The following is a 25,288-nucleotide window of genomic DNA, read 5'->3' on the forward strand; positions in this document are numbered from 1 at the left end:
CCGCCGGCCGCGCGGTCGGATAGGCGACTCGTGGGGTGCGTGTGACGCCTGTGCGTGGTGAGACTGCTGAACGTATCGATTCGGTCGCCGTGCGGAGGCTGGCGTGGGACGGATCGCGGGGATTGTGGTTGCTGCCGGTGGCGGTCGGCGCATCGGAGGCCCGGAGGCGTTGCTCAAGCAGGGTGACGCGCTTCTGGTCGACTCGGTGTGTGAGATCGCCCGCGAGGTCGGCTGCTCGCCGTTGGTCGTGGTGCTGGGCGCCGCGGCCAACCAGGTGCGCGGCGCGGCCGAGCTCACCGGCGCCACCGTCGTGGTCGACAAGGCGTGGGGGACCGGGCTCGGGTCCAGTCTCCGAAAAGGGCTCGAGGCCCTCGAAGGCGACGAGGCGGACGCCACGCTCGTGCTCACCGTCGACATGCCGGGGGTGACCGTCGAGGCGGCCCGGCGGGTCGCCCTGCTGCCGCACCCGGGTGCGCTGGTCTGCGCCACCTATGACGGGTTGCGCAGCTATCCGATGCTGCTCGGGCGCCGGCATTGGGCCGGCGTGGCCACGCTGGCCAAGTCCGACGTCGGGGCTCGTCCCTATCTCCTGGCGCACAAGGACGAGATCGTCGACATCGCCTGTGACGCGGTCGCCGACGGCAACCACCTCGACAACCCCGACGCGCTGACGCTCTACGGGCTGGACCGGGCCGATTGATCTCGAAACCGCGCATCCAACCGCCCCGGGTGGGGTAGGGAGGAGGCATGGGTGACCCCAAAGATCGAGAAGACACGCCTGAAGAGCCCAACGAGCCCAACGAGTTCGGGTTCGCGGGCGGCGCCACCGGGCCGGAGCCCAACCTCTCCGACGACGAGGTCTCGGAGGGCGAGGAGATCGCGGTCCCGGCGGGCGACATCACCGGTGCGATCGTCAGCGCCATCGAAGGCGACCGCGACCGCGACGAGGAAGAACGCTAGAGCTCGTACCGCGTGCCGACCGTGTTCGGCCGGGTCGCGGACGGCATCGCCGCCGCCAGCGCCTGCTGCGCCGTCCACGACGTGCAGTGCGACGGCACCAGCAGCCCCGGCGACAGCTCGGCCAGCGCCGCGACCGTCTCCGCGACCACCGGGCCGGCGCGGAGGTGGAACCCGCCCAGCACCGCGTACACCTGGTCGACGCCGGTCAGCCGCCGGGCGTAGCGGACGATGTTGACCACTCCGGCGTGCCCGCAGCCGGTCAGGATGACGAGGCCCTTGCCCGCCACGTGCAGCACCAGCGCCTGGTCGTCGTGGATCAGCGGGTCGGGCTGCCAGGAGCCGCCGACGTACGCCTCGTGGTTGGGAAGGCCCTGCTCGAACGGCATCGTCCGGTCGACCTCGCCGGTGACCAGCAACATCCCGTCCAGCAGGTACGACCGTTGGCGCCCTTCGATGATCTCGAAACCCACGCCCTCGATCGCCGACCGCGACGGCACCGGCAGCTCGAACGCGCGGCCAGGGCCGGAGACGAGCCGCCGCTGCCGCCAGAAGTCGGGGTGCAGATAGACCGGCATGTGCGACGTGCCGAGCCGGCGGACCAGACCGTCGAGCCCCATCACATGGTCGAAGTGCCCGTGGCTGAACACGATCGCCTCGAACGAGTCCGGCCGCAGCTCCAGCCGGTCCAGGTTGCCGATCAGCCCGTCGGGCGTGACACCGGCGTCGAACAGGATCCGCCGGACCGCCCCGTCCACCCGCAGCTCCACCAGCGCCGAGAAGCCGTGCTCCGCGCGCAGCCCGTCGACCGTCTGGCCCGCGACCGAGATCGAGTCCGGCACGGGCGCCGCGCGGCCGCCGGTGCCGACCGCACCCCACCGCTTGATCGGGCCCTCGTCGGGCAGGAGCACGTCCGTGTAGTTGTCGATCAACGTCGTGACGTGCACGCCGTCGACCGGACGCAACGCGACGGAAGCCTCCATCTCCTCATCATGCCCCTTACGGGCGGCGTACGGTCAGGATCAGGTCAGCCACCAACGCCGTCCAGCCGGTCTGGTGCCAGGCGCCCAGCCCCGCCCCGTTGTCGCCGTGGAAGTACTCCGGGAACGAGATCAGGTCCCGCCAGTCCGGGTGGGTCTGGAACAGCTCGCAAGCGCCGTAGATCGCCCGCCGCCCGTTGCGGTCCCGGGTGAACAGGCCGATCACCCGCCGCGACAGGTCGTCGGCGATGGCGGCCAGCGGCAGGCGGGACCCGGAGCCCGTCGGGTACTCGACCAGCAGGTCGTCGCCGAAGAAGGCCGCGAACTCCCGCAGCGCCCCGATCAGCAGGAAGTTCGTCGGCAGCCAGATCGGCCCGCGCCAGTTGGAGTTGCCGCCGAACAGCCCGCTGGTCGACTCGGCGGGCTCGTAGCCGACCGTGAACTCCTGCCCGCCCAACGAGACCGTGAACGGCTTGTCCAGGTGCTGCCGGGACAACGTGCGCAGCCCGTACGGCGAGAGGAACTCCGACTCGTCGAACATCCGGGCCAGCATCCGCACCAGCTGGTCCGGCGCGACCATCGCCAGCAGCCGCTGCTGCCGACCGTCTCCTGACCGGCGACGGGTGCCGACGACCAGGCCGTACTCCGGCCGGTTGTGCAGGAACCAGCGCAGCCGCAGCGACAGCTCGGGCAGCCGGTTGACCATCATGGCCGACATCGACGCGGTCGCGGCCAGCGGCAGCAGCCCGACCACCGAGCGCACCTTCAGCGGCACCCGCGAGCCGTCCGGCAGCCGGAGCACGTCGTAGAAGAACGCGTCGTCGGGATCCCACAGCCCCTGCTCGTACGCCGCCGACGCGATGTAGGCGAAGTGCTCGAAGAACTTCGTGGCGATGTCCTCGTACGCCGGCGAACGCACCGCCAGGGTCAGCGCCATGTCGAGCAGGTTCAGCGCGTACATGGCCATCCAGCCCGTGCCGTCGGACTGTTCGAGCACCCCGGCGACCGGCAGCGCGGCCGAGCGGTCGAACGGGCCGACGTTGTCGAGCCCCAGGAAGCCGCCCTCGAACACGTTGTTGCCCGTGACGTCCTTGCGGTTGACCCACCAGGTGAAGTTGAGCAGCAGCTTGTGCATCGCCCGGGCAAGGAAGTCGACGTCGCGCCCACCGTCGATCTCGAACACGCGCAGTGCCGCCCAGGCGTGCACCGGCGGGTTCACGTCGCCGAACGCCCACTCGTACGCGGGGATCTGGCCGTTGGGATGCATGTACCACTCGCGGAGCAGCAGGAGCAGCTGCTGCTTGGCGAAGGCGGGGTCGACCCGGGCCAGGGTGACACAGTGGAACGCCAGGTCCCAGGCCGCGAACCACGGGTACTCCCACGGGTCCGGCATGGAGATCACGTCGAAGTTGGTCATGTGGCGCCAGGCGCTGTTGCGACCGTGCCGGCGCCCGGCCGGCGGTGCCGGCGATCCCGGGTCGCCGTCGAGCCACTGCCGCACGTCGAAGTGATAGAACTGCTTGCCCCACAGCAGTCCGGCGATGGCGGCCCGGAGCACCGCCCCCTCGTCGGCCGAGGCGCCGTCAGGGGTCAGCGCGGCGTAGAACTCGTCGGCCTCGGCCCGCCGCGCCGCGAACACCGCGTCGTGGTCGGCACCGAGGTCGAGCACGGGCGACGCGGCGGCGGTGGCGCCGGGCACCGCGGTCGAGCACAGCCGCAGCTTGATCGTGGCCGACGAGCGCGCCGGCACCTCCAGCACGTAGTGCAGCGAGCCCTTCGTGCCGGTCCCCGCCGGGTTGACCGTCGCCGCGCCCTGGGTCACGTGGTCGTTGATGCCGTCCTTGGGGTACGCGGAACCGCCGTCCAACCCCCAGAGCCGCTGGGCGTTGGACTCGTTGTCGCACAGCAGCGGCGAAGGCTCCCCGTCGCCTTCCAGCACGAGCTCGCCGAGCACCCAGTGGTGTCCCACGAGCCGGTTGGCTCCGTCGGCGGCCAGCACCGGCACCGGCTCGCGCCCCGGCAGTCCCCACGACCACGTGTTGCGGAACCACAGCGTTGGCAACACGTGCAGCGTCGCCGCCTCGGGACCCCGGTTGGCCACGGTCACCCGCACGCACATGTCCGTCGGGGAGGCCTTGGCGTAGTCGACCGTCACCGCCCAGAACCGGTCGTCGGCGAACACCCCCGTGTCCACCAGCTCGTACTCGGGTTCGTCGCGCCGCCGCAACGCGTTGACCGCCACCAGCCGGTCATAGGGGAACGCCGCCTGGGGGTAGTGGTAGCGCCAGCGCATCGACGAGTGCGTGGGCGTGGAGTCCTCGTACCACCAGTACTCCTTGACGTCCTCGCCGTGGTTGCCGCCGTCACCGCCCAGGCCGAACATCCGCTCCTTGAGGATCGGGTCGACGCCGTTCCACAGGCCGAGGGCGAAGCAGAAGGTCTGCCGGTCGTCGCAGATCCCGGCCATCCCGTCCTCGTTCCACCGGTAGGTGCGGGACCGGGCGTGGTCGTGCGGGAAGTAGTCCCAGGCGGTGCCGTGCTCGCTGTAGTCCTCGCGCACCGTGCCCCAGGCGCGCTCGGAAAGGTACGGACCCCACGAGCGCCACGGCCGTGCGCCGCTGTCGGCCTCCGCGAGCCGCGCCTGCTCGGCCAGCACCTCGGGGGTCACCTCCATGTCAACGATCTTCCCTTGCGTCCTTGGTCATCGACCATTCTGCGGCGGGCGTGTTTCCTTTGTGGTCATTGCCGGCCGGATCGTGCCGGACCGCATCCTGCCGCATGGCGCGCCGGTAAACGACATATTTCGCGGCATTGAGGGGTCTTTGCTGCTGATTGCCCTAGGCTCCCAAAAGACCCAGTTGGCACGCTGGCACCCGCTCGGGTGCCTATTGCCATATGTCCAGGGTTTACCGCGAGGGGGCCGGGTTATGAAGCGCACCGCCGACGTTCTCGACGACGAGCCGGTCACCGGTTCGGGCATCAGGCGTGTCCTGATGCTGTCGTGGGAGTACCCGCCGGTGGTGGTGGGTGGTCTCGGCCGGCACGTGCACTCCCTGGCCACGTCGCTCGCCCGGGCGGGCCACGAGGTCACCGTGGTCACCCGCCACGCGGCCGGCGCGCCCCTGGAGGAATACCAGGAGGGGGTACGGATCGTCCGTGCGCCCGAGGACCCGCCGAACTTCCCGCTGGCCACGCCGTCGCTGCTGGCCTGGACGATGGCGTTCAACCACACGCTGACCCGGGCGGCCCTGCGGGCGGCCGAGAGCGGCGAGTACGACGTCATCCATGCCCACGACTGGCTGGTCACGCACACCGCCGTGACCCTCAAGGAGCACCTCGACCTGCCGCTGGTAGCCACCATCCACGCCACCGAGGCCGGCCGGCACCAGGGCTGGCTGCCGGACGAGATGAACCGGTGCATCCACAGCGTCGAATGGTGGCTGGCCCGCGAGGCGTGCAAGATCCTGGTCTGCTCGTCGTACATGAAGTGGGAGGTCTCCCGCCTCCTGGAACTGCCGCCCGAGCGGGTCGAGGTGATCCCGAACGGGGTCAACGACCGGGTCTGGCGCGCCGGGCCGCGCGCGGTCGCCACCGCCCGCAAGCAGTTCGCCGGTGACGGCCCCCTGGTCGGGTTCGCCGGTCGCCTCGTCTACGAGAAGGGCGTCCAGCACATCATCCGGGCGGTGCCGCGGCTGGCCGCGGACCACCCCGGGCTGCGCGTGGTGATCGCCGGCGACGGCCCGTTTCGCGGGGAGCTCGAGTCCGAGACGCACCGGCTGGGCATCCCCGACAAGGTCAGCTTCGTCGGTTTCCAGAGCGAGGCCACGCTGCCGGCGCTGCTCGCCGCGACCGACACCACCGTGGTGCCGAGCCTCTACGAGCCGTTCGGCATGGTCGCCCTGGAGGCGGCGGCCGCCGGCGCCCCGCTGGCCGTGGCGGCCACCGGCGGCCTCGCCGAGATCGTCGAGTCGGGCGTCACCGGGGTCACGTTCCCGCACAGCGACCCGGACGCGCTCGCCGGCGCCGTCGACTCACTGCTCGGCGACTCGCGGTTCGCCCGCAAGGTGGCCAAGAAGGCCCGCACCATGGTGGCGAAGCGCTACGGCTGGTCGACGATCGCGGAGCGCACCGCGGACGCGTACGGCACGGCGATGGCCGAGTCGCAGGAGTTCCTGACGCGGGAGGCGGCAGCCCGTCTGGCGTACGGTCAACCGAAGTTGGTCGTACCGGCGGGTAACCTGCTCGCGTAGCGACACGGTCCCATCCGCGGGACAATCACTCCATCGACCGGGGCTTCATCAACCCGCCTCCGATCACTATGGTTGAAGCGCGGACGAACAGGGATCGGACGGTTGCAGCGGACACTGATCGCGGAGCGTTACCGGCTGCTCGAATCCGTGGGCAGCGGGGGGATGGGTCGCGTCTGGCTGGCCCGCGACGAGATGCTGCACCGGGACGTCGCGGTCAAAGAGGTCCAACCTCCCGAGTGGATGAGCGCGGCCGAGCGGGCGGAGCTCGGCCAGCGCACGCTGCGTGAGGCGCGCACCGCGGCCCGCCTCAGCCACCCCAACGTCGTCCAGATCTACGATGTCGTGTACGCCCAGGGAAGCCCCTGGATCGTGATGGAATACGTGCGATCCCGCTCGCTGCACGAGGTGATCGAGAGCGAAGGACCCCTCGCGCCGGAGCGGGCCGCCGAGATCGGCCTCAAGATCCTCGACGCGCTCTGCGCCGCGCACTCCCGCGGCGTGCTCCACCGCGACGTCAAGCCGCACAACGTGCTGATCAGTGACGACGGCCGGGTGGTGCTGACCGACTTCGGGCTGGCCACCTTCGACGGCGACAGCTCGGTCACCCGGGCCGGCATGGTGATGGGCTCACCGCAATACGTGGCGCCCGAGCGGGCCAGCGACGGCACCTCGACTGCCGAGGCCGACATGTGGTCGCTCGGCGCGACCCTCTACGCCGCCGTCGAGGGGCGCTCTCCGTTCTATCGGCGCACCACGCTGGCCACCCTGACCGCGCTCGCGACCAGCCCGCCGGACCCGGCCAAGCTGGCCGGGCCGCTGCGCCCGGTGCTGACCGGGCTGCTCCGCAAGGACCCGCGGCAACGGCTGAGCGCCGACGACGTCGACCGCCTGCTGCGCCGGGTCATCGACCCCACCGTCAAACCGCGGCCGCGCCGGCTTCCTCGCCCACGCCGACCCGAGGGCGCCGCGACCCAGCAGGTCGACCCGTCCTCCGCGCCGACGGTCGCGCTCGATCCCGATGGGCGGCCGCGGGCGGTGACCCTGTTCGGTAGGGGGCCGACGGAACGGCTCGGCGGGCTCGGCCGGAGACAGGCGACCGTCGTGGGGGTCGGCGCCGCGGCGGTCCTGCTGCTGGCCGGCACGGCCTGGGCGTTCAACCGCTCCGACCGTGAGCCGGGGGTGGCCGGCCCGACGGTGACGGCCACGGCCGACCGGGCTCTGGCCGGCCTGGGTGGTGGCCGGTTCTCGTGCCAGGACCCGGAGAACGCGGTTACGGACACCGTCCGCCTCACCACGTCGCAGCCCCGGGGCGAGCGCTTCGGTCTGCTGTCGACCTTCACCTGGTACACCTCGCCGGCCGGCTACCGGCTGCCCGCGCCGATCGGCTGGCGCGTCTACACCGAGTCCGTGAACACCACCTGCCTCTACGACTCCCGCATGGAACGGATGATGAGCGTCGAGGTGGTCGCGCCGGCGGCCGACCCGGTCGCCTACTGGACGAGGGCCGCCCGGGACGCGCAACTGACCGGCAGCCTGGTCGGCTACGCCGACGCCACGGTGACCCGCAGCGAGCTTTTCGACGGCGGCGCCGAGTGGGAGTACACCTTCACCCCGGCCGGCGGTGCGCCCCAGCGGGCGCTCCGGATCCTCTACAACGTCGGTCCGCGGGCCTACGTGATCAGCTGGACCTGCCCCTTGATCGACTGGAACGCGGACCTGGTGCCGACCATCAAGCTCGGCTTCCGTCCACCCGAGATGGTCGCCGACTAGGACATGACCTATGCGCTTCGAACAACGCCTCCGTGACGGGATCGCCGACGGCACGATCACCGCGGCCCTGCGGCGCTGGCGCCGGCCGCAGGTGGTGGTGGGCGGTCACTACCGCACGGGCCAGGGCATGGTGGAGATGCTCGCCGTCGAGCCGGTGAGCCCGTCCAAGCTGCGCGCCGCCGACGCCCGCGCGGCCGGTTTCCCGACGATCGGCGCGCTGCTGGCCGACGTGCCCGACAGCGAGGGCCGGCTCTACCTCCTGCGTTTCCGCCGCCTCGACACGCCCGACCCGCGCAGTGTGCTGGCCGCCGACGCCGACCTCGACGCCACCGCCCGCGCGACCATCGACGCCCGCCTGGCCCGGCTCGACAAGGCCAGCCCGCGCGGCCCGTGGACGGCCACGACCCTGCGCCTGATCCGGGACCACCCAGGCGTACGGGCGCCGGACCTCGCCGCGTCGGTCGGGCGGGACACCCCGTCGTTCAAGATCGATGTGCGGAAGCTCAAGGCCCTCGGCCTGACCGAGAGCCTGCTGGTCGGCTACCGCTTGTCGCCTCGGGGCCGCGCGTACCTCCGGACGGACTAGATTTGGCAGGGTGACGGGGGCAAATCCCATCAGAACGCCCGATGAGGACGAGTACGAGCTCGCCGCCCGGCTGCCGAAGCTCGTCTACGTCAAGCAGCCCGCCCCGGACCGGGATCCGCGGCTGGCGGCGATGCTGGAGCGGATCCGGTGGGACGCGCGGGTCTCCTACCGGGTCTTCGGCACGGCGGGCGAGCTGCGGCACATGATCCGCGACGACATCGCCCTGCTGCTCAGCGAGCGGTTCGCCACGCCGGAGCCCGAGCCGGACCTGCAGGTGGCGACCGTGCCGGCCCCGTCGAGCCCGATCCTCGGCCGCGAAGCGGAGATCGCTCAGCTACGCAAGCTGCTCACCGACCCGGACGTGCGGCTGGTGACGCTGACCGGGCCGGGTGGCGTCGGCAAGACCCGGCTCGCCACGGAACTGGCCGGGATGCTCGCCGGGGCGTACCCGGACGGGGTCCGGTTCGTCGAACTGTCCATCGTGACCACGCCCGACCTGGTCGGCGCGGCCCTGGCCCAGGAGCTGGGTCTGCACACCACGGCCGGCCGGCCGCCGATCGAGGACGTCGAGGCGTACCTGCGGAGTCGGACCCTGCTCCTGGTGATCGACAACTTCGAGCAGGTCGCCGAGTCCGCCCCGGTGATCAGCCGGCTGCTCTCCGCCGCACCCGGCGTCACCGCGCTCGCCACCAGCCGGGCGGCGCTCCGGCTGACCGGCGAGTACACGGTCGAGGTGCCGCCGCTGCCACTGCCGGACCCGGACAGCGACTACAGCGACGCGCGTACGGGTGCCGTCCGACTCTTCGTCGACCGGGCGCGCGCGACGAAACGCGACTTCGCCCTGACGCCGGAGAACACCAAGGCGGTGATCGAGATCTGTCGCCGGTTGGACGGGCTGCCGCTGGCCATCGAGCTCGCCGCCGCGAAGGTCCGGGTGCTGCCACCGCCGGCCCTGTTGGCCCGGCTGCGCAAGGGCGTCGGCACGCTCAGCGGCGCACGCCGTGAACGCCGCGTACTTCCTGGCCCTGGCCGAACGGATCGAGCCGTTGCTGGGGTCCGAGCCGTCGGCCCTGGAGCGGCTGGAGACCGAGCACGACAACCTCAACGCCTCGATGAACTGGTTCATCGACGACCGGGACTACCAGCAGGCGATCCATCTCTCCTGGCTGCTCTGGGGGTTCTGGTGGTTGCACGGGCACGTCGAGGAGGGCGTCCGCTACCTGGACCAGGTGGTCGACGAAGCCAGTGACCTGTCGGACCACGCGACCGCGCTGCTGTTGGTCGGCACCGGCGCGATGGCGTTCGTCAGCGGCGACCTGGATCGGTCGGAGGCCGACCTGACCCGGTCGCGGGCGATGCTGCTGGCGCAGGGCGACGACGGCAACGTGCCCGCGGTCAGCGGGATCCTCGGCTCGATCGCGATGCGGCGGGGCCTCAGTGCCCGCGCGCGGGAGTTGCTGGAGGAGACGCGCCTGCTGGGCGAGCGGTTCGGCAAGGAGTGGGTGCACTCGCTGTACTACAGCCGGATGGGCAACATCTCGCTCAGCGAGGGCGACACCGACGTCGCCGCGAGGATCTTCGAAGAAGGCCTGGAGATCGCGGAGCGGTCGCACGACCGGCTGGGCGCCGTGGTCGACCTCTACAGCCTCGCGGTCACGGCGATCACCACCGGCGACGTCGAGCGCGCGGAGGCGGTGCGCGGTGAGCTCGGCGAGGCCGGGTTCGCCGCGGCCTGGGCGCGGGGGAGTGCGGACGACCTGGGATCAGCGGTGCGCTTCGCGTTGGGTCTTGAACGGGGATAAACCGGACAAAACATCGAGGCCGGGTCCGTGGTCCCGCTCCCGGGTTACGGTGACCAGAGGCGGGCGCCCCGGGGGGAGGATGCGTCATGTCCACTGTGGAACATTCCGGTGGCACGTTGACCGGTGCCGAGACCGAACAGGTGCGCACCCGCGTACGCCTGCTGATCGAGCTCACGTCCCGCACGAACGAGTACCGGCGCGGCCTCACGGCGGCGGCCCGGCGGCTCAGCCCCGAAGAGGCCACCGTCCTGGTCGACCTCGAGAAGCACGGGATGCAGGTCCCGCAGCTCCACGACGTGCTGTGCGGTGGCCACGTGCTGGTCGACAACCCGGAGCTGTACGAGGACTGGCGGCACTCCAAGGGCGCCCGCGAGCGGATCTCCAGCCACCACAAGCAGATCGACAAGAAGAAGTGGCCGGACATCGGCATGCGAGGTTCGGTGGTACGCGAGAAGCTGCACGGCCGCACGGCCCAGGGCACGTGGGTCCAGCTCGAGAAGACACCGGCCGCGTTCGGCAAGAAGAAGCTGCCGAGCCTGGACGACCTGCGCCACCTGGTGGACTACTTCACCTACAAGATCACGCGTTCGAACGTCGGCCCGTGGGGTTTGAGCCGCAAGACCGAGCGCCGCCCGATGTACCTGTCACCGGACGTCGCGATGCCGCAGAGCGTACCGCCGGCGGTGGCGACGTCGCTGAGCAGCGCGCTGAGCCGCCTCGAGGAAGGTGACGACGTCACGTCGGCGTCGGCCGACCTGGCCCGGCTCTTCCCACCACCCGAACGCGACGACCCGGTGGACGAGCTCGGCCGCTCGATGGCCAACGGCGCCGGCCGGGGACTGTTCGGAAACTCCAACGTGTGGGTCTCGGAGACCACGTCCGGAACGGCGGCCGCGATCCGCGGCCGAGACAGCGGGAAGCGCGGACCAGAGTCGCTGCTCGCGGAGATGGGGCTGTCGTGACCACAGCGCAAGTTCCTGGTGACCTGGTCTCCTCGGTGGTCGACCTGGTCGACACCGGCCCGGTGCTGCTGGGCGCGTACACGTCGGCGGAACTGACCGCGGTGGACGCGGTGGTCGACTTCCTGGAGGCCCGTCCTTCGGACGAGGTGCTGGCGGAAGCGGTGCGTTCGCTGGCGGCCCGCGAGCTCCTGGTGGCGAGCGACGGCGACGAGCAGTTGCAGGTGCGCGGCGACCTGGGCATCGCGGTGGCCTTCCAACAGCGCGCCCGCACGGTCCTGGACGCCCGCGTGTCGGGCACGTCACCGGGTGAGCCCTGGCGGATGCTGCTGCTGCCACAGCCGGAGCCGGTGTCGCTGCTGGTCCGCATCGACGCGCTCGGGGTGCACGACCTGGGCCTGTTCCCGGCGGACGACGCGCTGGACCAGCTGGTCGAGTGGCTGCCGCGCGGGGACTACGAGAAGGGCGGGGAGGCCGCGGAGGTGGTGGCGGCCAGCGAGCGGTCGGCGCTGGTCACGGTCGTGCACTACACGTCGGAGGGTTCGGCGGAGACGGCGGGCGACACGGACGACCTGGTGCTGGCGCGGCGCGGGGGAGACCTCTACGCCTTCGGCCGGGACGAAGCGGACCGCGCCCGCCTGGTCCCGAGGCGCCTGGACGACAACAAGGTCGAAGACACCCTCAAGGCGATGCTCGTGCTCTGACGATCCGGGCGAGGCGACGGTGGCACGGCTAGCGTGAGAATATCCGATCTTGTCGGAACGCCTGGGTTGCGCCAACACCGCGCCCTCAACGTGGACGGCTACGGCATGCCGATCTACATGACCATAGAGACTTAAGCACTCAGCGATCCCGCGGACGAGGCCAGAGTCGGCTCCGCCGAGGCCATCAAGCGCTTGCACAATCTCGAGACCGGCGACGCGCTACGCCTGTCACGCGCAGTCCTGGACCGCCCGGCCAGCCCGGTCGCGGCGCGGGGTCTCGCACTGTGTGTGATCGCCCATCTCCAGGCTGTTCAAGGAGAGCTGCGTGCCAGCGAGCGTACGGTGGCCGTCGTCGTTGCCGACGCCCCGCTGTGGCGCACCGACATGCCATACATCCAGTTCGCACTCGAACTGGCGCAAGGTACCCGCCTGGCGATCGCCGGCGATCTGGCCGGTATCGACGCGATCGTCCTCGACGAGCTCGCCGACCTCACGGAAACCGGCGATTTCCGGCTGGGATCCGGGTTCCTGTCGATCCTGCGAGCCCAGGCGGCCCGCTTGCGTGGCCAGACTGGCGAGGCCCTGCGTACCAGCGTGCAGGCCTGCGCTTTCCTGGCGACCAGCCGGATCTACGCCGGGCTTGCTCACGCCGAGCGGGCCCATGCCCATGCCGTTCGTGGGGAGGTCGACGAGGCCCGGGCCGCGATGGCCGATTCTGATGCGGCGCGCGCGTCGAACATGTCGATCTTCTATCCGTGGCGCGAACAGGCGCGGGCGGCCGTGCTCTCCGCTGCCGATGATGTTCCGGGCGCGGCCGACGTGCTGCGCAACCTGGTTTGGCAACTTCGGGTCGACGGTCTCGCGGGCCACGAGGTGACAGCGCTGCACGATCTCGTGCGGCTTGGCTGCGCGGCCGAGCCGATCGGCTGGCCTGACGAGCATGATCCCAAGCAGACGGTTACCGAGCGGCTCGACGAGTTGGCGGCGACCCTCGACGGCGACCTGCCTGGAATCATGTCGCTTCACGCGAAGGCGGCCACGGACCGATCCGGCCCCGATCTCCTCGTCGCGGCCGATCGGTTCAAGGCGAAGGGTCTTTGGGTGTATGCGGCCGAAGCAGCCACCGTTGCCGCAATCCGGCTCGGCGAGACGCGGACCGCACAGGAGGCCACCGCAGCCAAGCGCTTGGCAGCTGACCTGCTTAGCTATTGCGACATGCTGAGTACGCCGGCCCTCGGTGTGTCCCGGCCGGCACTTGACGACCGGACGCGGCGGATCGCCCGGATGGCCGCGTCCGGCGCCTCCACCCGGACGATCGCTGCCGAGCTCTTTCTGTCGACCCGCACGGTCGAAAACCACCTTCAACGGGTGTACAGCAAACTCGGTGTTGCCAGACGCGACCCAGATCATCGTTCCTAGACCGACGTCGCCGGATTCGGAGAAAGCGACGGTTTCAGACTCAGGGCAACGCCGCGGCTCGTCAGACGCTCGTCGCGTATCCCGCCCGGTAGCGGGAAATCGTCCAGGGCGAAGCAGCGGCCGCGACGTATTCCATGCTCAGGCGCAGCGGGTTTGCGTCGCCGACCACCCGGCAGGCGTACGTCTCGACGCGGATGGTGCTGCCGAGCACGTCGTACAGCCAGGCGCGGTGACCATCACCCGCAGCCCGGTCTCCTCGTGGATCTCGCGGATCAGGGCCACCGGCAGGCTTTCGCCCGCCTCGGGCCGGCCGCCCGGAAGTTCCCACTGCGCACGGTCGTTGCGTAGCAACAGGAATCCCGGTGGCAGGCGGAGCACGCCCTTGACGGAGACGGCGGGTGCCATGCCGGCAACGGTAACCGCCTACAGTGGCCGGATGGCCTTGATCGACCTGGATCGGGAAGAGACCACGCGGCGCTCCGCGAGGCATCCGGCTCGTACGGCCGCCGCGCTCGGTGTGCTGGCGGCGCTGGTGGTCCTGCCCGGCGAGATTCCGGCCCCACACGGGTCGAAGCCGGTCCCGGAGTGCACCGTGCTCCTCGGCAACGGCCCGGTCGAGGGCAACGAGTCGATCGCACACAGCGCCGTGATCGATCCGGAGACCGGCGCGGTGATCTTCGAGGTGCCACCGGGCGAGGACTTCGGCGTGGTCCTGGCCGTCTGCCCCGACTAGCCGCCCGGACGTACGCTGATCGGTGTGGATCCCGACGAGATCGTCGCCGCGCTGGGTTTTGTGCCTGAGGTTCGGGCGACCGTGCTCGGCGGGCGGGTCATCGTTTTCGTGCCGGCCATCGGCGACAGTGTCCACCTCGTCGCCTCGCAGGTGCGGCGGGTCAGTCGCATCTGGGCGCCCGACGGTGCGCCGGCCCTCGAGTTCGCGGTCGGCGACCGGCCGCTCATCGTCACCGGCACCGACGTCGTGTTCCGGCCCGAAGACCCACAGGCGGTCCTCGACACCACGATGCGGTACGTCGTCCGCGAGATGCCGCACCTCGTCGCGTACACGGAGATGCTCCGCGACGCCGAGGTGCACGGCCGCCGGCCTCATCGAGGCGACGCGGCAGGGACGTTCCTGCTCCTGCGCTGTCTCATCGCGGGCGCGGCCCGGTTCGGCCTGCGGCCGGCGGCGGCGGTCGGCTGTTGGGAGCGGGGCTGGCGTGCCGTCGAAGACCGGGTGATCCTCCCTCCTTGGCGCGAAGATCCGTGGTGGGACGGCCTGGCGGCCGAGGCGGTCCAGGAGACTCCGCCGGCAGCGACCGAGGTGCGCGAGGAACGACCCGTCGAATTGGCAGACTTCGAGCGCCTGGCTCCCGGCCTCACCGTCGTCGGGCTCGACGACCAGTTCGTCGCCGCGTGGCGGCGGTGGGTGCCCGTCACACCGGATGCTTTCCACGCGACCCTGACCCGCGGCTTCGCGGACGCCCATGCCGACGTGTGCCTCTATCCGGAGGGCGGCGGGAGCATCGACCTCCACGTCGGGCGCGCGTTCCTGCAGGCCCGGTTCACGTACTCCGACGGTGACCTGGCGATCGACGAGGTCCGGGTTCCCGAGGGTACGGGCGGCGGTGTCTTCCAGCGCCTGATGTTCAACATCGAACAGGTCGCGGCCCTGCTCGGCATGCGGCGGGTCTCGCTGCACGCCACGGGCATCGGCGCGTACGCCATGGCCCGGGTCGGGGTCTACCCCCGCGATCCGAGCCTAGGCGCGGCGGGCGAGTGACCGCCGCAGGGCCGCCATCGCGTCGGCGCCGACGGCCTGCTCCACCGACGACACCATCCGCGCGCACAGCTCCCGCGCCCGGGCGAGCGCGGCCGCCGCGACCTCGACGTCGTGCCGCAGCCGCTCCGCCTGGCCCGCGTCGATCTCCCGGATGTCGCGCACCTCGACCGACCGGGTCTCCCGCAGGACGAGCGCCAGCGTCCTGACGTCGTCGGCCGCTTCGATCGCCGCCGGGGACAGGAAGAACAGGGTCGTCGTCGAGTACGTGCTCACCTTCCGCTGCTGGGACCACCGCGTCAGCAGGCCCGACTTCTCGTCCAGGAACGGCGACAGCGTCAGGTACAGCTCCGCGTCGACGCTGGTGAGCAGGGCGCGCGAGGCGACGATCGCGGCGCGCAGGTCGGCCATCGTGGTGACCTGTTCGTCGAGCAGCCGCCCGAGCTCCTCGTCGATCGTGCGGTCCGCGACGCCGTCGGCGAACTGCCGTGCGTGCGCCAGCACCTGGTCGCCGCGCAGGCACAGGTCCTGCAGGAGCATCACCACGTCGAGCAGGCGGCGTGCCACCTCGGAGTCGCGGACCGTACGCCGGTGGTCGAGGAAGCGCATGCCGTAGTTCGCGAGGATGTCCGCGAGCTTCTCTACGAGCGTGAACACGCGCAGAGCCTAGCGTCGCGTCGGTTTTGTCGCTCTCTCAGCTGGGCATGGGACTCTGTTCATCTAGTCGACGATCTTCGGAGGGGACGCCCGTGGGGGGCTATGGGGTGCAGATCGCGCTCGTACTCGTGCTGGTGTTGGTGAACGCGGTCTTCGCCGGCAGCGAGATGGCGCTCGTGTCGTTGCGGGAGAGCCAGATCCGGCGGCTCGAGCGCAGCTCGCGCGGCGGGCGGGTGTTGGCCCGGCTGGCCGACGACCCCAACCGGTTCCTCGCGACCATCCAGATCGGGATCACGCTGGCCGGCTTCCTCGCCTCGGCGGCCGCTGCCGTCTCCCTGGCGCAGCCGCTGATCGGGCCGCTCGGGTTCCTGAACGACGCGGCCGAGCCCGTGGCGATCGTGATCGTGACCATCGTGCTCACGTTCTTCACGCTCGTGTTCGGTGAGCTCGCGCCGAAGCGGATCGCCATGCAGCGGGCCGAGGGGTGGGCGCTGATGGTGGCCCGGCCGCTCGACGTGCTCTCGACGGTCTCGCGGCCGCTGGTGTGGCTGCTCGGCAAGACCAGCGACCTGGTGGTCCGGCTGACCGGCGGCGACCCCGAAGCGGGCCGCGAGGAGGTCAGCACCGAGGAACTGCGCGACATGGTCGCCGCGCACGAGACGATCCCGGCCGACCAGCGGATGATCATCAGCGGCGCGTTCGAGGTCGCCGACCGGGTGCTGCGCGAGGTGCTCACCCCGCGCGGGCAGGTGTTCACGCTGGCCGCCGACACCGCGGCGCCCGAGGCGCTGCGCGAGATCGTCAAGGCCGGGCAGTCGCGGGCGCCGGTGGTCGGGCCGACCGGGCTCGACGACGTGCTCGGGGTGGTGCACATCCGCGACCTGGTCGACAGTGACGGCGCCGTCGCCGCCAACGCACACCCGGCGGTGTTCCTGCCCGAGACGCTGAAGGTGACCGACGCGATCCGCCAGCTCCGGCAGCAGCGCCAGCAGTTCGCCGTGGTGGTCGACGAGCGGGGTGCGGTCGACGGCATCGTCACCATGGAGGACCTGGTCGAGGAGATCGTCGGCGAGATCTACGACGAGACCGACCGGGACGTGCAGAACGTGGTGCGCACCAAGGACGGCGACCTGCTGCTCGTCGGCACGTACCCGATTCACGACCTGCCCGACATCGGCGTCGACCTGGGCGACGAGGAGCAGCGCGATTACACGACGATCGCCGGGCTGTTGCTCTCGCGCCTCGGCCACATCCCGACCGCGCCGGGCGAGACGGTGGACCTCCCGGGGCACATCGCTGAGGTCGTCGAGGTGACCGGAAGGGCGATCACCCGGGTCCGCCTCCGGGACCGGGTGGACACGGTAGGGCAAGCTCAACGTTGATCACGGCAGGTCACGGCTACGGAAGGACGGTCAATGCTGCACGTCACCGCCCTGGGGTGGACGCTCACGATCCTGGTCATCCTGGGGTTGCTCGCCCTTGACCTGATCATCGGAACGCTCAAGCCGCACGCGGTCCACTTCAAGGAAGCCGTCGCCTGGTCGGTCTTCTACATCGCGGTCGCGGTCGTGTTCGGTGTGATCTTCGCGTCGATCTCGGGGTGGGAGTTCGGCACCCAGTACTTCGCCGGCTACCTGGTCGAGAAGAGCCTTTCGGTCGACAACCTGTTCGTGTTCGTGATCATCATGTCCACGTTCGCGGTGCCGGCCGCGCACCAGCAGCGGGTGCTCACCTTTGGCATCGTGCTGGCGCTGGCTTTCCGCGTCGTCTTCATCGTGCTCGGCGCGACCCTGCTGAACCTGTTCTCGTTCATGTTCCTGGTGTTCGGGCTGCTGCTGATCTACACGGCGGTCCAGCTTTACCGGCACCGCGACGAGGACCCGGACGTGGGCGACAACGCGCTGGTACGGGCGACTCGCCGGCTGGTCCCGGTGACCGACGACTACCGTGGCGGCAAGCTGTTCAGCAAGGACGACGGCCGGCGGGTGGCCACACCGCTGTTCGTCGTGCTGATCGCGATCGGCAGCACCGACCTGCTGTTCGCCCTCGACTCGATCCCGGCGGTGTTCGGCGTGACCGAGGAGACGTACATCGTCTTCACCGCCAACGCCTTCGCCCTGCTCGGCCTGCGCGCCCTGTTCTTCCTCGTGAAGGGCCTGCTGGACCGGCTGGTCTACCTGTCGACCGGGCTCGCGATCATCCTCGCCTTCATCGGGGTGAAGCTGGCCCTGCACTGGGCGCACGTGGACATCGACGAGAGCGTGCCGGAGATCTCGACCAACCTGTCGCTGGTCGTCATCGCGGTGGTCCTGATCGTGACCACGGTGGCCAGCCTGGTCGCGGTGCGCCGCGACCCGAGCAAGAAGGCCCACGCGGGCTCGGTCCGGGCGCGCCGCGAAGGGCCGGAGCGGCCGGACGCTAGCTGAGCTTCGACACCTGGTAGTGGCCGATCAGCCAGTCGTCGCCGACCCGGCGCGCGATGACGCAGAGCGAGACAGACAGCGTCGGCCGGTCGGTGAAGGAGAAGTCGACGCTCAGGTAACCGAGGACGGCGTCGTCGGCCAGGCGGCGGGTCTCCCGGATCTCGTACGCGGCGGTCAGCCCGATCGGCTGCGAGGCGTAGTAGGCGGCGACCCCGTCCGGCCCGACGCTGTACGGGTGCAGGCCCTGGAAGATCGCGTCGTCGGTGAACACGGCGGCGACGCGCTGCGGCTCGTGCGCGTCGACGCCCGACTTCCACCGGTCGAGGACGCTGCGGAGGATCTCGGTCTCGGTCATGGTGAACATCCTGGCTCGGATGGCTGCTCCTGGCACGACCGCCTCGCTCGCTGCTGGGAGGCTGCGCCTATCAGCGCGCTAGCCTGGTAAGGGTGGAGTTGCGCCAGTTGCGCTATTTCGTCGCGGTCGCCGACGAGCTGAACTTCGGCCGGGCCGCCGCCCGGCTCCGGATCGCCGGCCCGTCGCTCTCCCAGCAGATCAAGGCCCTCGAACGCGACCTGGGCGTACGCCTCTTCGACCGTGACCGCCGCTCGGTCGCGCTGACCGCCGCCGGGGAGTCGCTGCTGCCCCGCACCCGGGCGCTGCTCGACCAGGCCGACGAACTGCGCCGGTTCGCGGCCGGCGGGTCTTCCTCGCTGCGGCTCGGCTACGTCAACTGGCGGCCGCCGGACCTGGCCGCCCGCGTCTCCGGGGTGGCGCAGGTGCACGTGGACGCCTGGGTCCTGCCGTCACACGTCCAGGCGGGCCGGGTCGCCGACGGCAGCATCGACCTCGCGATCTGCTGGGTGCCGGCGGCGGACCTGGCCGCACACGGCCTCGACGCCCGACTGGTCGGCGCGGACCTGCTCTACGCGGTCTCGACCGGCACGGACCCGGCACCCGTGCGGGCGGCGGACACCGCGGCCCTGGTCGACGCCGACACCGCCACGTGGTCGTCCTGGAACCGATACGCCGAGGAGTTCGCCCAGACGACCGGGGCGCGGCTGGTCCACATCGACGACGGCGGCGTCACCGGCCCGGCCTTCTTCGACCAGGTGCGGCGCCTCGACGGGCCGGTGGTCAACTCGCCCAAGGGCCACACCACCCAGTTGCCGCCCGACCTGGTGCGGCGTCCCGTGGTCCGGCCGACACCGTGCTGGACGTGGGCTCTGGTCTCCCGGCGCGACGACGACCGCGCCGCCGTCCGGGCGGTGATCGAGGCGCTGACCCGCGACGTCGGCCCACTCGACCCCGACGCCTGGCTGCCGGCGGACGACCCGTTCAGCCCGGATCGCTCCGCGTCAACGAGGCGAGGGCGGGAGAGCGGCTAGAGGCCGACGGCGCGGCGGGTGTAGGTCAGGCAGGTCGACTCGACCGTCGTCCACCTGGCGCCGAGGACCCGTTCGCCCGCCGCGGCGGTGTCCTCGCCGTTGCGGAGCACGGCGTCGACCAGAGCCAGGAGCTTCTTGCGGCCGTACTTCTCGTCGATGCACGTGGTGGCGTAGTAGGCGAGGCCGTACACGGCGTTGATCTGCTTGTCCGTCAGCTGTCCGCTCATGTTGACGGTCGACAGGCTGCCCTTGTACGACGGCGTCGCGCGCAGGTGGTCGCGGGTGTCGTCGCGGGTCGGATAGCTCGCGCCGTTGGCGCCGGCCAGCTCGTTCAGTCCCTCGCTCAGCCACCAGGTGGTGTTGGTCGTGTTGGGGCGCGGGGCGTGGCTCATCGCGGCCAGCCGGGTCATCTCGTGGCGGAGCAGGAAACCGGACCGTTCCACCGGCACCTCGTCGAGCCGGGTGACGAGATCGGTGCCCTCGGCCCGCTCCGGCAACCCGTATCCGTAGGACGACGGGGACGGGTTGCTGTACCAGGTCTTCCAGTGCGACCCGGGCGCCAGGTAGACGACGTACCGGAACGGCTTGCTGCCCGGGACGGCGAACCTGTCGGCGACCTTGGCCGCGTCCTCGGCCTTCGACAGCGCCAGCGGCAGCTCCGCGGCGTGCGCCTTGGTGGTGGCGACGACGACCCGCTTCCCGGTCCGCACGGCCAGGTCGTCGACCTCCCACGGCAGCGGCCCGTAGCTGGTCGCGTCGAGGTCGACCAGCTTGACGCCCCCGGACGTCTCCTGCCACGCGCTGCTCATCACCGGACCCTCGACGCCGCAGCCGCTCCCGCCCACGCAGTAGTCGAAGCGGATCTGGGCGTTCCAGCGGCCCGGGTCGCCGGACGGGTCCGGGCCGAGGTTCACCGCCTGCTTGACGTCGGCGACCTTCAACGCGCGCAGGTTGGCGAAGCGCTTCTTGAGCATCGCCTCTACCTCGGCGTTGCCGGCCGCCGGTGCCAGGAACCCGGCCTGGTCGCCCTCGTTCAACGCCACGCTCTGCTCGGCGAGCACCGCGTCGATCTTCGCCCGGACGGCGGCCCCAGGATCCGGGGTGGCCGAAGGCGACGGCGACGGCGAAGGCGCCTCCGAGGCGGAACATCCCGCCAGACCAGCGGCGAGCAGGAGGGCGGCGACAGCCGAACGGATCTTGGGCACGACTGAAGGTACGGCCGGCGTGCCCGTTCTTGATCATCCATTCGGTCAGATGTATGGCGTGGCCCCGGCCGAAGGCACCGACCGGGGCCACGCGACCGACTACGCGGAGACGCCCGACGCGCGGCCCTCGTGGAGGGTGATGTTGCGGCCGTCGGACGGGTCGAAGAGGTGGATCTTCTCCAGGTTGACCCAGACCTTGGCCGTGTCGCCCTCCTTGACCCGCGACTCCGCCGAGAAGCGGCACACCAGGTTCGAGCCGCCCGACGGCAGGTCGCCGCTGCCGACGTCCGCGGCCAGCTCTTCGAGCTCCGCCGCCGACGCCTTCTCGCCCTCGATCGTGAAATAGACGTACTTGTCGGAGCCCATCGACTCCACCAGGTCCGCGGTGGCGTCGAACTCGGCGCCCCGGGCACGGATCGAGTCCTCGATCAGCGACGCGTCCTCGAAATGCTCCGGGCGGATGCCCACGATCAGGTTCTCCGAGCCCTCCGAGACCTGGCCCCGCATCCGCTCTCCGAGCGGAAAGTCGCCCAGCGGCGTCGAGAGGCGGCCCGACGACACCGACGCCGGGAAGAAGTTCATCGACGGCGAGCCGATGAAGCCCGCGACGAACAGGTTGTTCGGGTGGTCGTAGAGCTGCTGCGGCTCACCCACCTGCTGCACCGCGCCGGCCCGCATGATCACGACCCGGTCGCCGAGGGTCATCGCCTCGGTCTGGTCGTGGGTCACGTACACCGTCGTGGTCCCGAGCCGTTTCTGGAGGCGGGACACCACCGTGCGCATCTGGACCCGCAGCTTGGCGTCCAGGTTGGACAGCGGCTCGTCCATCAGGAACGCCTTGGGTGAGCGGACGATCGCCCGTCCCATCGCCACCCGCTGCCGCTGGCCGCCGGACAGGTTCGCCGGCTTACGGTCGAGCAGCGCGGTCAGCTCCAGCACCTTCGCGGCCTCGTCGACCTTGCGGTCGATCTCTTCGCGAGACAGCTTGGCCAGCTTCAACGGGAACGCCATGTTCTCCCGGACGGTCATGTTCGGATAGAGCGCGTACGACTGGAACACCATCGCGATGTCCCGGTCCCGCGGTGCCTTGTCGTTGACCCGCTGCCCGTCGATCCGGAGCTCGCCGGAGGTGATGTCCTCCAGCCCCGCGATCATGTTGAGCGTCGTCGACTTGCCGCAGCCCGAGGGGCCGACCAGGATCACGAACTCCCCGTCGGCGATCTCCAGGTTGAGCTCCTGCACCGCGAGCGTGCCGTCGGGGAACGCCTTGGTCACCTTGTCGAGAACGATGTCTGCCACGTGGATTCCCCTAACCCTTCACAGCGCCGGACGTCAGGCCGGAGACGATGCGCCGCTGGAAGAACAGCACGAACAGGATGATCGGGACGGTGATGATCACGGCCGCCGCGGAGATGGCGCCGGTCGGGTCCTCGAACTGCGAGGCGCCCTGGAAGAACGACAGCGCCGCCGGGACCGTACGCGAGCGCTCGGTCGAGGTCAGCGAGATGGCGAACAGGAAGTCGTTCCAGCAGAAGATGAACACCAGGATCGCGGTGGTGAACACGCCCGGCGCGGCCAGCGGCGCGATCACCCGGCGGAACGCCTCGCCCTGGGTCGCGCCGTCCATCTTGGCCGCCTTCTCGAGGTCCCACGGGATCTGCCGGAAGAACGCGGACAGGGTGTAGATGGCCAGCGGCAGGCCGAACGTGATGTAGGGCAGGATCAGGCCGGGCCACGTGTCGAACAGGCCGATCGACCGCTCGATCTCGAACAGCGGCGACACCAGCGAGACCTGCGGGAACATCGCGATCAGCAGCGAGATGCCGATCAGCAGCTTCTTGCCGGGGAAGTCGAGCCGCGCGATCGCGTACGCGGCCATCGTGCCGAGCACCACCGCCACCAGCGTCGAGATCAGCCCGATGCCGATCGAGTTGATCAACGCGCGTACGAACTGGTCGGTGCTGAAGATGTTGCGGTAGTTCTCGAGCGTCCACTCCCGAGGGATGAAGTTGCCGTCGGTGATCGTCGCCGGTGTCTTGAAGGACAACGAGGTGATCCACAGGACGGGGATCAGCGCGAACACGATCACCACAAGGTCGATGAGGCTCCACCGCCACTTGGCGGCGGCCGACTGGTCCATGACGGCCATCAGCGCCGACCCTCCTCTTCGCTGCCGGGTGCGGCGGTGCCGAAGAGCTTCACGAAGATGAACGCGATGATCGCTACCGCGATGAAGATCAGCACCGACATGGTCGACCCGATGCCGAGGTTCAGCCCGCGGATCAGGTTGTTGTAGGCCAGCATCGAGACCGACGAGGTGTTGTTGGCCCCGGCGGTCAACACGTAGATGTTGTCGAAGACCCGGAAGGCGTCGAGGGTACGGAACAGCAGCGCGACCAGGATCGCCGGCTTCATCACCGGCAGCATCACCTTGGTGAACCGCTGCCAGCCCGTGGCACCGTCCATCGAGGCGGCCTTGAGCAGGTCGTCGGGCACCAGCGCGAGACCGGCCATCAGCAGCAGCGCCATGAACGGCGTCGTCTTCCAGATCTCGGCCAGCACGATGATCGCCAGCGAGCTGGCCCGCTCGGTCAGCGGCGCACCGTCGGCGAACAGCTTCGCGAGATAGCCGGTGTCCGGCGTCCACGCGTACTTCCAGGAGAACGCCGCGACCACCGTCACGATGCCGTACGGGATCAGCGCCGCCGTGCGGACGATCCCCCGCCCGACCAGCGTCTTGAACATCACCCAGGCCAGTGCCATGCCCAGCACGAGCTCGACCGCCACGGTGACGACCGTGATCAGCATGGTGACGCCGAACGCCGTCCACCAGTACTGGTTGCTCAGCACGGTGATGTAGTTGCCGAGCCCGATGAACTCGCGCTGGTCCGGGAACTTGAGGTCGAAGCGCTGGAACGAGAGCCAGACCGAATAGATGATCGGGTACGCGGTGACCGCGAGCATCACGATCGCCGCCGGCGCGCAGAGCAGCCAGCCGAGCTTCCGCTCCTGCTTCCTGCCCTCTGACAGCTGGGTCTTGGCCTTCTTCTCCGCGCGTGCCCGATGCGTGGTGGGCTTGGTCGCGGTTTCGGCCGTCATGGCAGGACACCCTTCGACTCGAGCGCGTCCTGGATCGAGCCGCGCAGCTCCTTGGCGTCCTGTTCCGGCTGGATGTCGGCCGGCGGCGACAGCGTCGCGGAGAGCACCGTGGACAGGTTCTGGTAGGCCGGGGTGATCGGGCGGTTCGCGCCGTCCTTGACCTGGGCGAGGATGTCGGCCTTGAACGGGTACGCCTCGTCCATCTTCGGGTCGTCGTAGACCGACTCGATCGTCGGCGGCACGCCGTCGTTGACCGCCGAGAACAGCTGGTGCTCCGGCGAGCGCAGGCACAGCGCGGCTTCGTACGCCTCGGCCGGATGCTTCGAGTACGAGGAGACGGCCAGGTTGTAGCCGCCGATCGTCACCTTGCTCGGAGTGCCGGCGTCGATGCCGGGGTACCGCGCCCACTTGACCTTGTCCTTGAGGTCCGGCGCGCCCTCCTGCAGGGCCGGCCACACGAACGGATAGTTGAGCTGGAAGGCGCCGCTGCCGCTCTGGAACTGGAGCCGCGCGCCGTCCTCCTGCGTGTTGGTGAACGACGGGTTGGTGACGCCGGCCGACGCGAACTTCTGGAGCGTGCCGAGCGCGTCGACGGCACCCTGGTCGAACTCGACCTTCCCGCCGTCGTCGCTGAGCATCTTGCCCCCGCCGCTCGCGACCATGTTGTTGTAGAGCACCACGAGGCCCTCGTACTGCGCGCCCATGGTGTCGATCTCGTACGGCTTGCCCTGGCTCTTGAGGTCCTGGGACATCTTGATCATCTCGTCCCAGGTCTTCGGCGGGTTCGGCACGAGGTCGCTGCGGTACCAGAGCAGCTGCGTGTTGGTGTTCTTCGGCGCGGCGTAGAGCTTGCCCTCGTAGGACGCCGACTCCAGCGGCTGCTGCAGGGTGCCCTGGGACGCCTCGCTCTTCTGCTGCCCGGTCCACTCGCGGATCCACTTCGCGCTCGCGAACTCCGCCGTCCAGGTCACGTCCAGGCCGAGCACGTCCATGCCGTCGTCCTCGGCGGCGAGCCGGCGCACCATCTGCACCCGCTGCTCGTCGGCGCCGCGCGGCAGCACCTGGTAGGCCAGCCGATAGCGGCCCTGCGCCTGCTGGTTGCAGTCGTCGACGACCTGCTGGAAGTTCTCCTCCGGCGCGTAGTAGACGTTGATCTCCGGCACGCCGCCGTCATCGCCCCCGCCACAGGCCGCCGCCGTGGGTCCCAGGAGTGCGACCGCCGCGAGCGCGGCCACCCCCCGCCGTCGCCTTCTGCTTTCCCGAGATCGTTCCGCCATATCCGACCTCCGTTCCCGCGTCATTGCGGTTCGCCGA

The 25,288-nt window shown here is 70.3% G+C and carries 25 protein-coding genes; 15 read left to right on the forward strand and 10 right to left on the reverse strand.

The features are described 5' to 3' along the window. Window positions 1-121: 121 nt before the first annotated feature. Entirely contained in the window at window positions 122-700 is a 579-nt protein-coding gene (locus AB0J88_RS35430; protein ID WP_364355337.1) for an NTP transferase domain-containing protein, read from the forward strand. 47 nt (window positions 701-747) lie between these two features. Beyond that, on the forward strand, window positions 748-960 hold the full coding sequence (locus AB0J88_RS35435) for a hypothetical protein (RefSeq protein ID WP_364355231.1): 213 nt from the start codon (window positions 748-750) through the stop codon (window positions 958-960). Here AB0J88_RS35435 and AB0J88_RS35440 read toward each other — a convergent pair. Next, window positions 957-1,940 (reverse strand): MBL fold metallo-hydrolase, encoded by a 984-nt coding sequence (locus tag AB0J88_RS35440; protein ID WP_364355228.1) that lies wholly within the window; start codon window positions 1,938-1,940, stop codon window positions 957-959. The two genes, AB0J88_RS35435 and AB0J88_RS35440, sit on opposite strands and share 4 nt — an antisense overlap. A 16-nt stretch (window positions 1,941-1,956) precedes the next feature. Then, on the reverse strand, window positions 1,957-4,611 hold the full coding sequence (locus tag AB0J88_RS35445; RefSeq protein WP_364355225.1) for a glucosidase: 2,655 nt from the start codon (window positions 4,609-4,611) through the stop codon (window positions 1,957-1,959). 253 nt (window positions 4,612-4,864) lie between these two features. On the opposite strand from AB0J88_RS35445, the gene AB0J88_RS35450 reads away from it, so the two are divergent. The 8 genes from AB0J88_RS35450 to AB0J88_RS35485 all read left to right on the forward strand — a co-directional run bounded on the left by AB0J88_RS35450 (window position 4,865) and on the right by AB0J88_RS35485 (window position 13,427). Next, a complete protein-coding gene (locus AB0J88_RS35450; RefSeq protein WP_364355222.1) occupies window positions 4,865-6,187 on the forward strand; it encodes a glycosyltransferase family 4 protein in 1,323 nt (440 codons plus the stop codon). Between the two features lie 102 nt (window positions 6,188-6,289). Then, a complete protein-coding gene (locus tag AB0J88_RS35455) occupies window positions 6,290-7,957 on the forward strand; it encodes a serine/threonine-protein kinase (protein ID WP_364355219.1) in 1,668 nt (555 codons plus the stop codon). A 10-nt stretch (window positions 7,958-7,967) separates the two neighbouring features. After that, complete coding sequence (locus AB0J88_RS35460; RefSeq protein ID WP_364355216.1) at window positions 7,968-8,543, forward strand: hypothetical protein; 576 nt, start codon at window positions 7,968-7,970, stop codon at window positions 8,541-8,543. Between the two features lie 10 nt (window positions 8,544-8,553). Beyond that, window positions 8,554-9,792, forward strand: a complete 1,239-nt coding sequence (locus AB0J88_RS35465) for an AAA family ATPase (protein ID WP_364355213.1) — start codon at window positions 8,554-8,556, stop codon at window positions 9,790-9,792. Further along, window positions 9,731-10,345, forward strand: coding sequence for a hypothetical protein (locus AB0J88_RS35470; protein WP_364355210.1), 615 nt, complete (start codon window positions 9,731-9,733; stop codon window positions 10,343-10,345). The genes AB0J88_RS35465 and AB0J88_RS35470 overlap by 62 nt, the downstream gene beginning before the upstream one ends. A gap of 86 nt (window positions 10,346-10,431) precedes the next feature. Further along, a complete protein-coding gene (locus AB0J88_RS35475; protein ID WP_364355207.1) occupies window positions 10,432-11,307 on the forward strand; it encodes a hypothetical protein in 876 nt (291 codons plus the stop codon). Further along, window positions 11,304-12,008 carry a hypothetical protein gene (locus AB0J88_RS35480; protein ID WP_364355204.1) on the forward strand — a complete coding sequence of 235 codons (705 nt, stop codon included), beginning with the start codon at window positions 11,304-11,306 and terminating at the stop codon, window positions 12,006-12,008. The genes AB0J88_RS35475 and AB0J88_RS35480 overlap by 4 nt, the downstream gene beginning before the upstream one ends. A gap of 192 nt (window positions 12,009-12,200) precedes the next feature. Continuing rightward, window positions 12,201-13,427, forward strand: a complete 1,227-nt coding sequence (locus tag AB0J88_RS35485) for a helix-turn-helix transcriptional regulator (RefSeq protein WP_364355201.1) — start codon at window positions 12,201-12,203, stop codon at window positions 13,425-13,427. A 138-nt stretch (window positions 13,428-13,565) separates the two neighbouring features. On the opposite strand, the gene AB0J88_RS35490 is transcribed toward AB0J88_RS35485, so the two are convergent. Beyond that, the gene (locus AB0J88_RS35490) at window positions 13,566-13,832 is read right to left on the reverse strand and encodes an NUDIX hydrolase (RefSeq protein WP_364355198.1); all 267 of its coding nucleotides are present in this window, start codon (window positions 13,830-13,832) and stop codon (window positions 13,566-13,568) included. A gap of 31 nt (window positions 13,833-13,863) precedes the next feature. On the opposite strand from AB0J88_RS35490, the gene AB0J88_RS35495 reads away from it, so the two are divergent. Both AB0J88_RS35495 and AB0J88_RS35500 read left to right on the forward strand, forming a co-directional pair. Further along, complete coding sequence (locus AB0J88_RS35495; protein WP_364355195.1) at window positions 13,864-14,160, forward strand: hypothetical protein; 297 nt, start codon at window positions 13,864-13,866, stop codon at window positions 14,158-14,160. A 24-nt stretch (window positions 14,161-14,184) separates the two neighbouring features. Next, the gene (locus tag AB0J88_RS35500) at window positions 14,185-15,207 is read left to right on the forward strand and encodes a hypothetical protein (RefSeq protein ID WP_364355192.1); all 1,023 of its coding nucleotides are present in this window, start codon (window positions 14,185-14,187) and stop codon (window positions 15,205-15,207) included. On the opposite strand, the gene AB0J88_RS35505 is transcribed toward AB0J88_RS35500, so the two are convergent. Next, the gene (locus AB0J88_RS35505) at window positions 15,187-15,861 is read right to left on the reverse strand and encodes a hypothetical protein (RefSeq protein WP_364355189.1); all 675 of its coding nucleotides are present in this window, start codon (window positions 15,859-15,861) and stop codon (window positions 15,187-15,189) included. The two genes, AB0J88_RS35500 and AB0J88_RS35505, sit on opposite strands and share 21 nt — an antisense overlap. 92 nt (window positions 15,862-15,953) lie before the next feature. On the opposite strand from AB0J88_RS35505, the gene AB0J88_RS35510 reads away from it, so the two are divergent. Both AB0J88_RS35510 and AB0J88_RS35515 read left to right on the forward strand, forming a co-directional pair. Continuing rightward, window positions 15,954-17,243, forward strand: a complete 1,290-nt coding sequence (locus AB0J88_RS35510; RefSeq protein WP_364355186.1) for a hemolysin family protein — start codon at window positions 15,954-15,956, stop codon at window positions 17,241-17,243. 33 nt (window positions 17,244-17,276) lie between these two features. Beyond that, window positions 17,277-18,287: a TerC family protein gene (locus tag AB0J88_RS35515; protein WP_364355183.1), complete on the forward strand. Its 1,011-nt coding sequence runs from the start codon at window positions 17,277-17,279 to the stop codon at window positions 18,285-18,287. Here AB0J88_RS35515 and AB0J88_RS35520 read toward each other — a convergent pair. Further along, on the reverse strand, window positions 18,280-18,639 hold the full coding sequence (locus tag AB0J88_RS35520) for a hypothetical protein (RefSeq protein ID WP_364355180.1): 360 nt from the start codon (window positions 18,637-18,639) through the stop codon (window positions 18,280-18,282). The genes AB0J88_RS35515 and AB0J88_RS35520 overlap by 8 nt on opposite strands. Window positions 18,640-18,731: 92 nt before the next feature. Here AB0J88_RS35520 and AB0J88_RS35525 point away from each other — a divergent pair, with 92 nt between their 5' ends. Continuing rightward, window positions 18,732-19,670: a LysR family transcriptional regulator gene (locus AB0J88_RS35525; RefSeq protein ID WP_364355177.1), complete on the forward strand. Its 939-nt coding sequence runs from the start codon at window positions 18,732-18,734 to the stop codon at window positions 19,668-19,670. On the opposite strand, the gene AB0J88_RS35530 is transcribed toward AB0J88_RS35525, so the two are convergent. The 5 genes from AB0J88_RS35530 to AB0J88_RS35550 all read right to left on the reverse strand — a co-directional run bounded on the left by AB0J88_RS35530 (window position 19,667) and on the right by AB0J88_RS35550 (window position 25,209). After that, window positions 19,667-20,875, reverse strand: coding sequence for a hypothetical protein (locus AB0J88_RS35530; protein ID WP_364355174.1), 1,209 nt, complete (start codon window positions 20,873-20,875; stop codon window positions 19,667-19,669). The two genes, AB0J88_RS35525 and AB0J88_RS35530, sit on opposite strands and share 4 nt — an antisense overlap. A 99-nt stretch (window positions 20,876-20,974) precedes the next feature. Then, window positions 20,975-22,174 carry a sn-glycerol-3-phosphate ABC transporter ATP-binding protein UgpC gene (gene ugpC, locus AB0J88_RS35535; RefSeq protein WP_364355171.1) on the reverse strand — a complete coding sequence of 400 codons (1,200 nt, stop codon included), beginning with the start codon at window positions 22,172-22,174 and terminating at the stop codon, window positions 20,975-20,977. Window positions 22,175-22,184: 10 nt separating this feature from the next. Further along, window positions 22,185-23,024, reverse strand: a complete 840-nt coding sequence (locus tag AB0J88_RS35540) for a carbohydrate ABC transporter permease (protein WP_364355168.1) — start codon at window positions 23,022-23,024, stop codon at window positions 22,185-22,187. Then, window positions 23,024-23,974 (reverse strand): sugar ABC transporter permease, encoded by a 951-nt coding sequence (locus tag AB0J88_RS35545; RefSeq protein ID WP_364355165.1) that lies wholly within the window; start codon window positions 23,972-23,974, stop codon window positions 23,024-23,026. The genes AB0J88_RS35540 and AB0J88_RS35545 overlap by 1 nt, the downstream gene beginning before the upstream one ends. Next, window positions 23,971-25,209, reverse strand: a complete 1,239-nt coding sequence (locus tag AB0J88_RS35550; RefSeq protein ID WP_364355162.1) for an ABC transporter substrate-binding protein — start codon at window positions 25,207-25,209, stop codon at window positions 23,971-23,973. The genes AB0J88_RS35545 and AB0J88_RS35550 overlap by 4 nt, the downstream gene beginning before the upstream one ends. Window positions 25,210-25,288: the final 79 nt, after the last annotated feature.

It is taken from the genome of Asanoa sp. NPDC049475, assembly GCF_040676915.1.
Classification (GTDB): domain Bacteria; phylum Actinomycetota; class Actinomycetes; order Mycobacteriales; family Micromonosporaceae; genus Asanoa.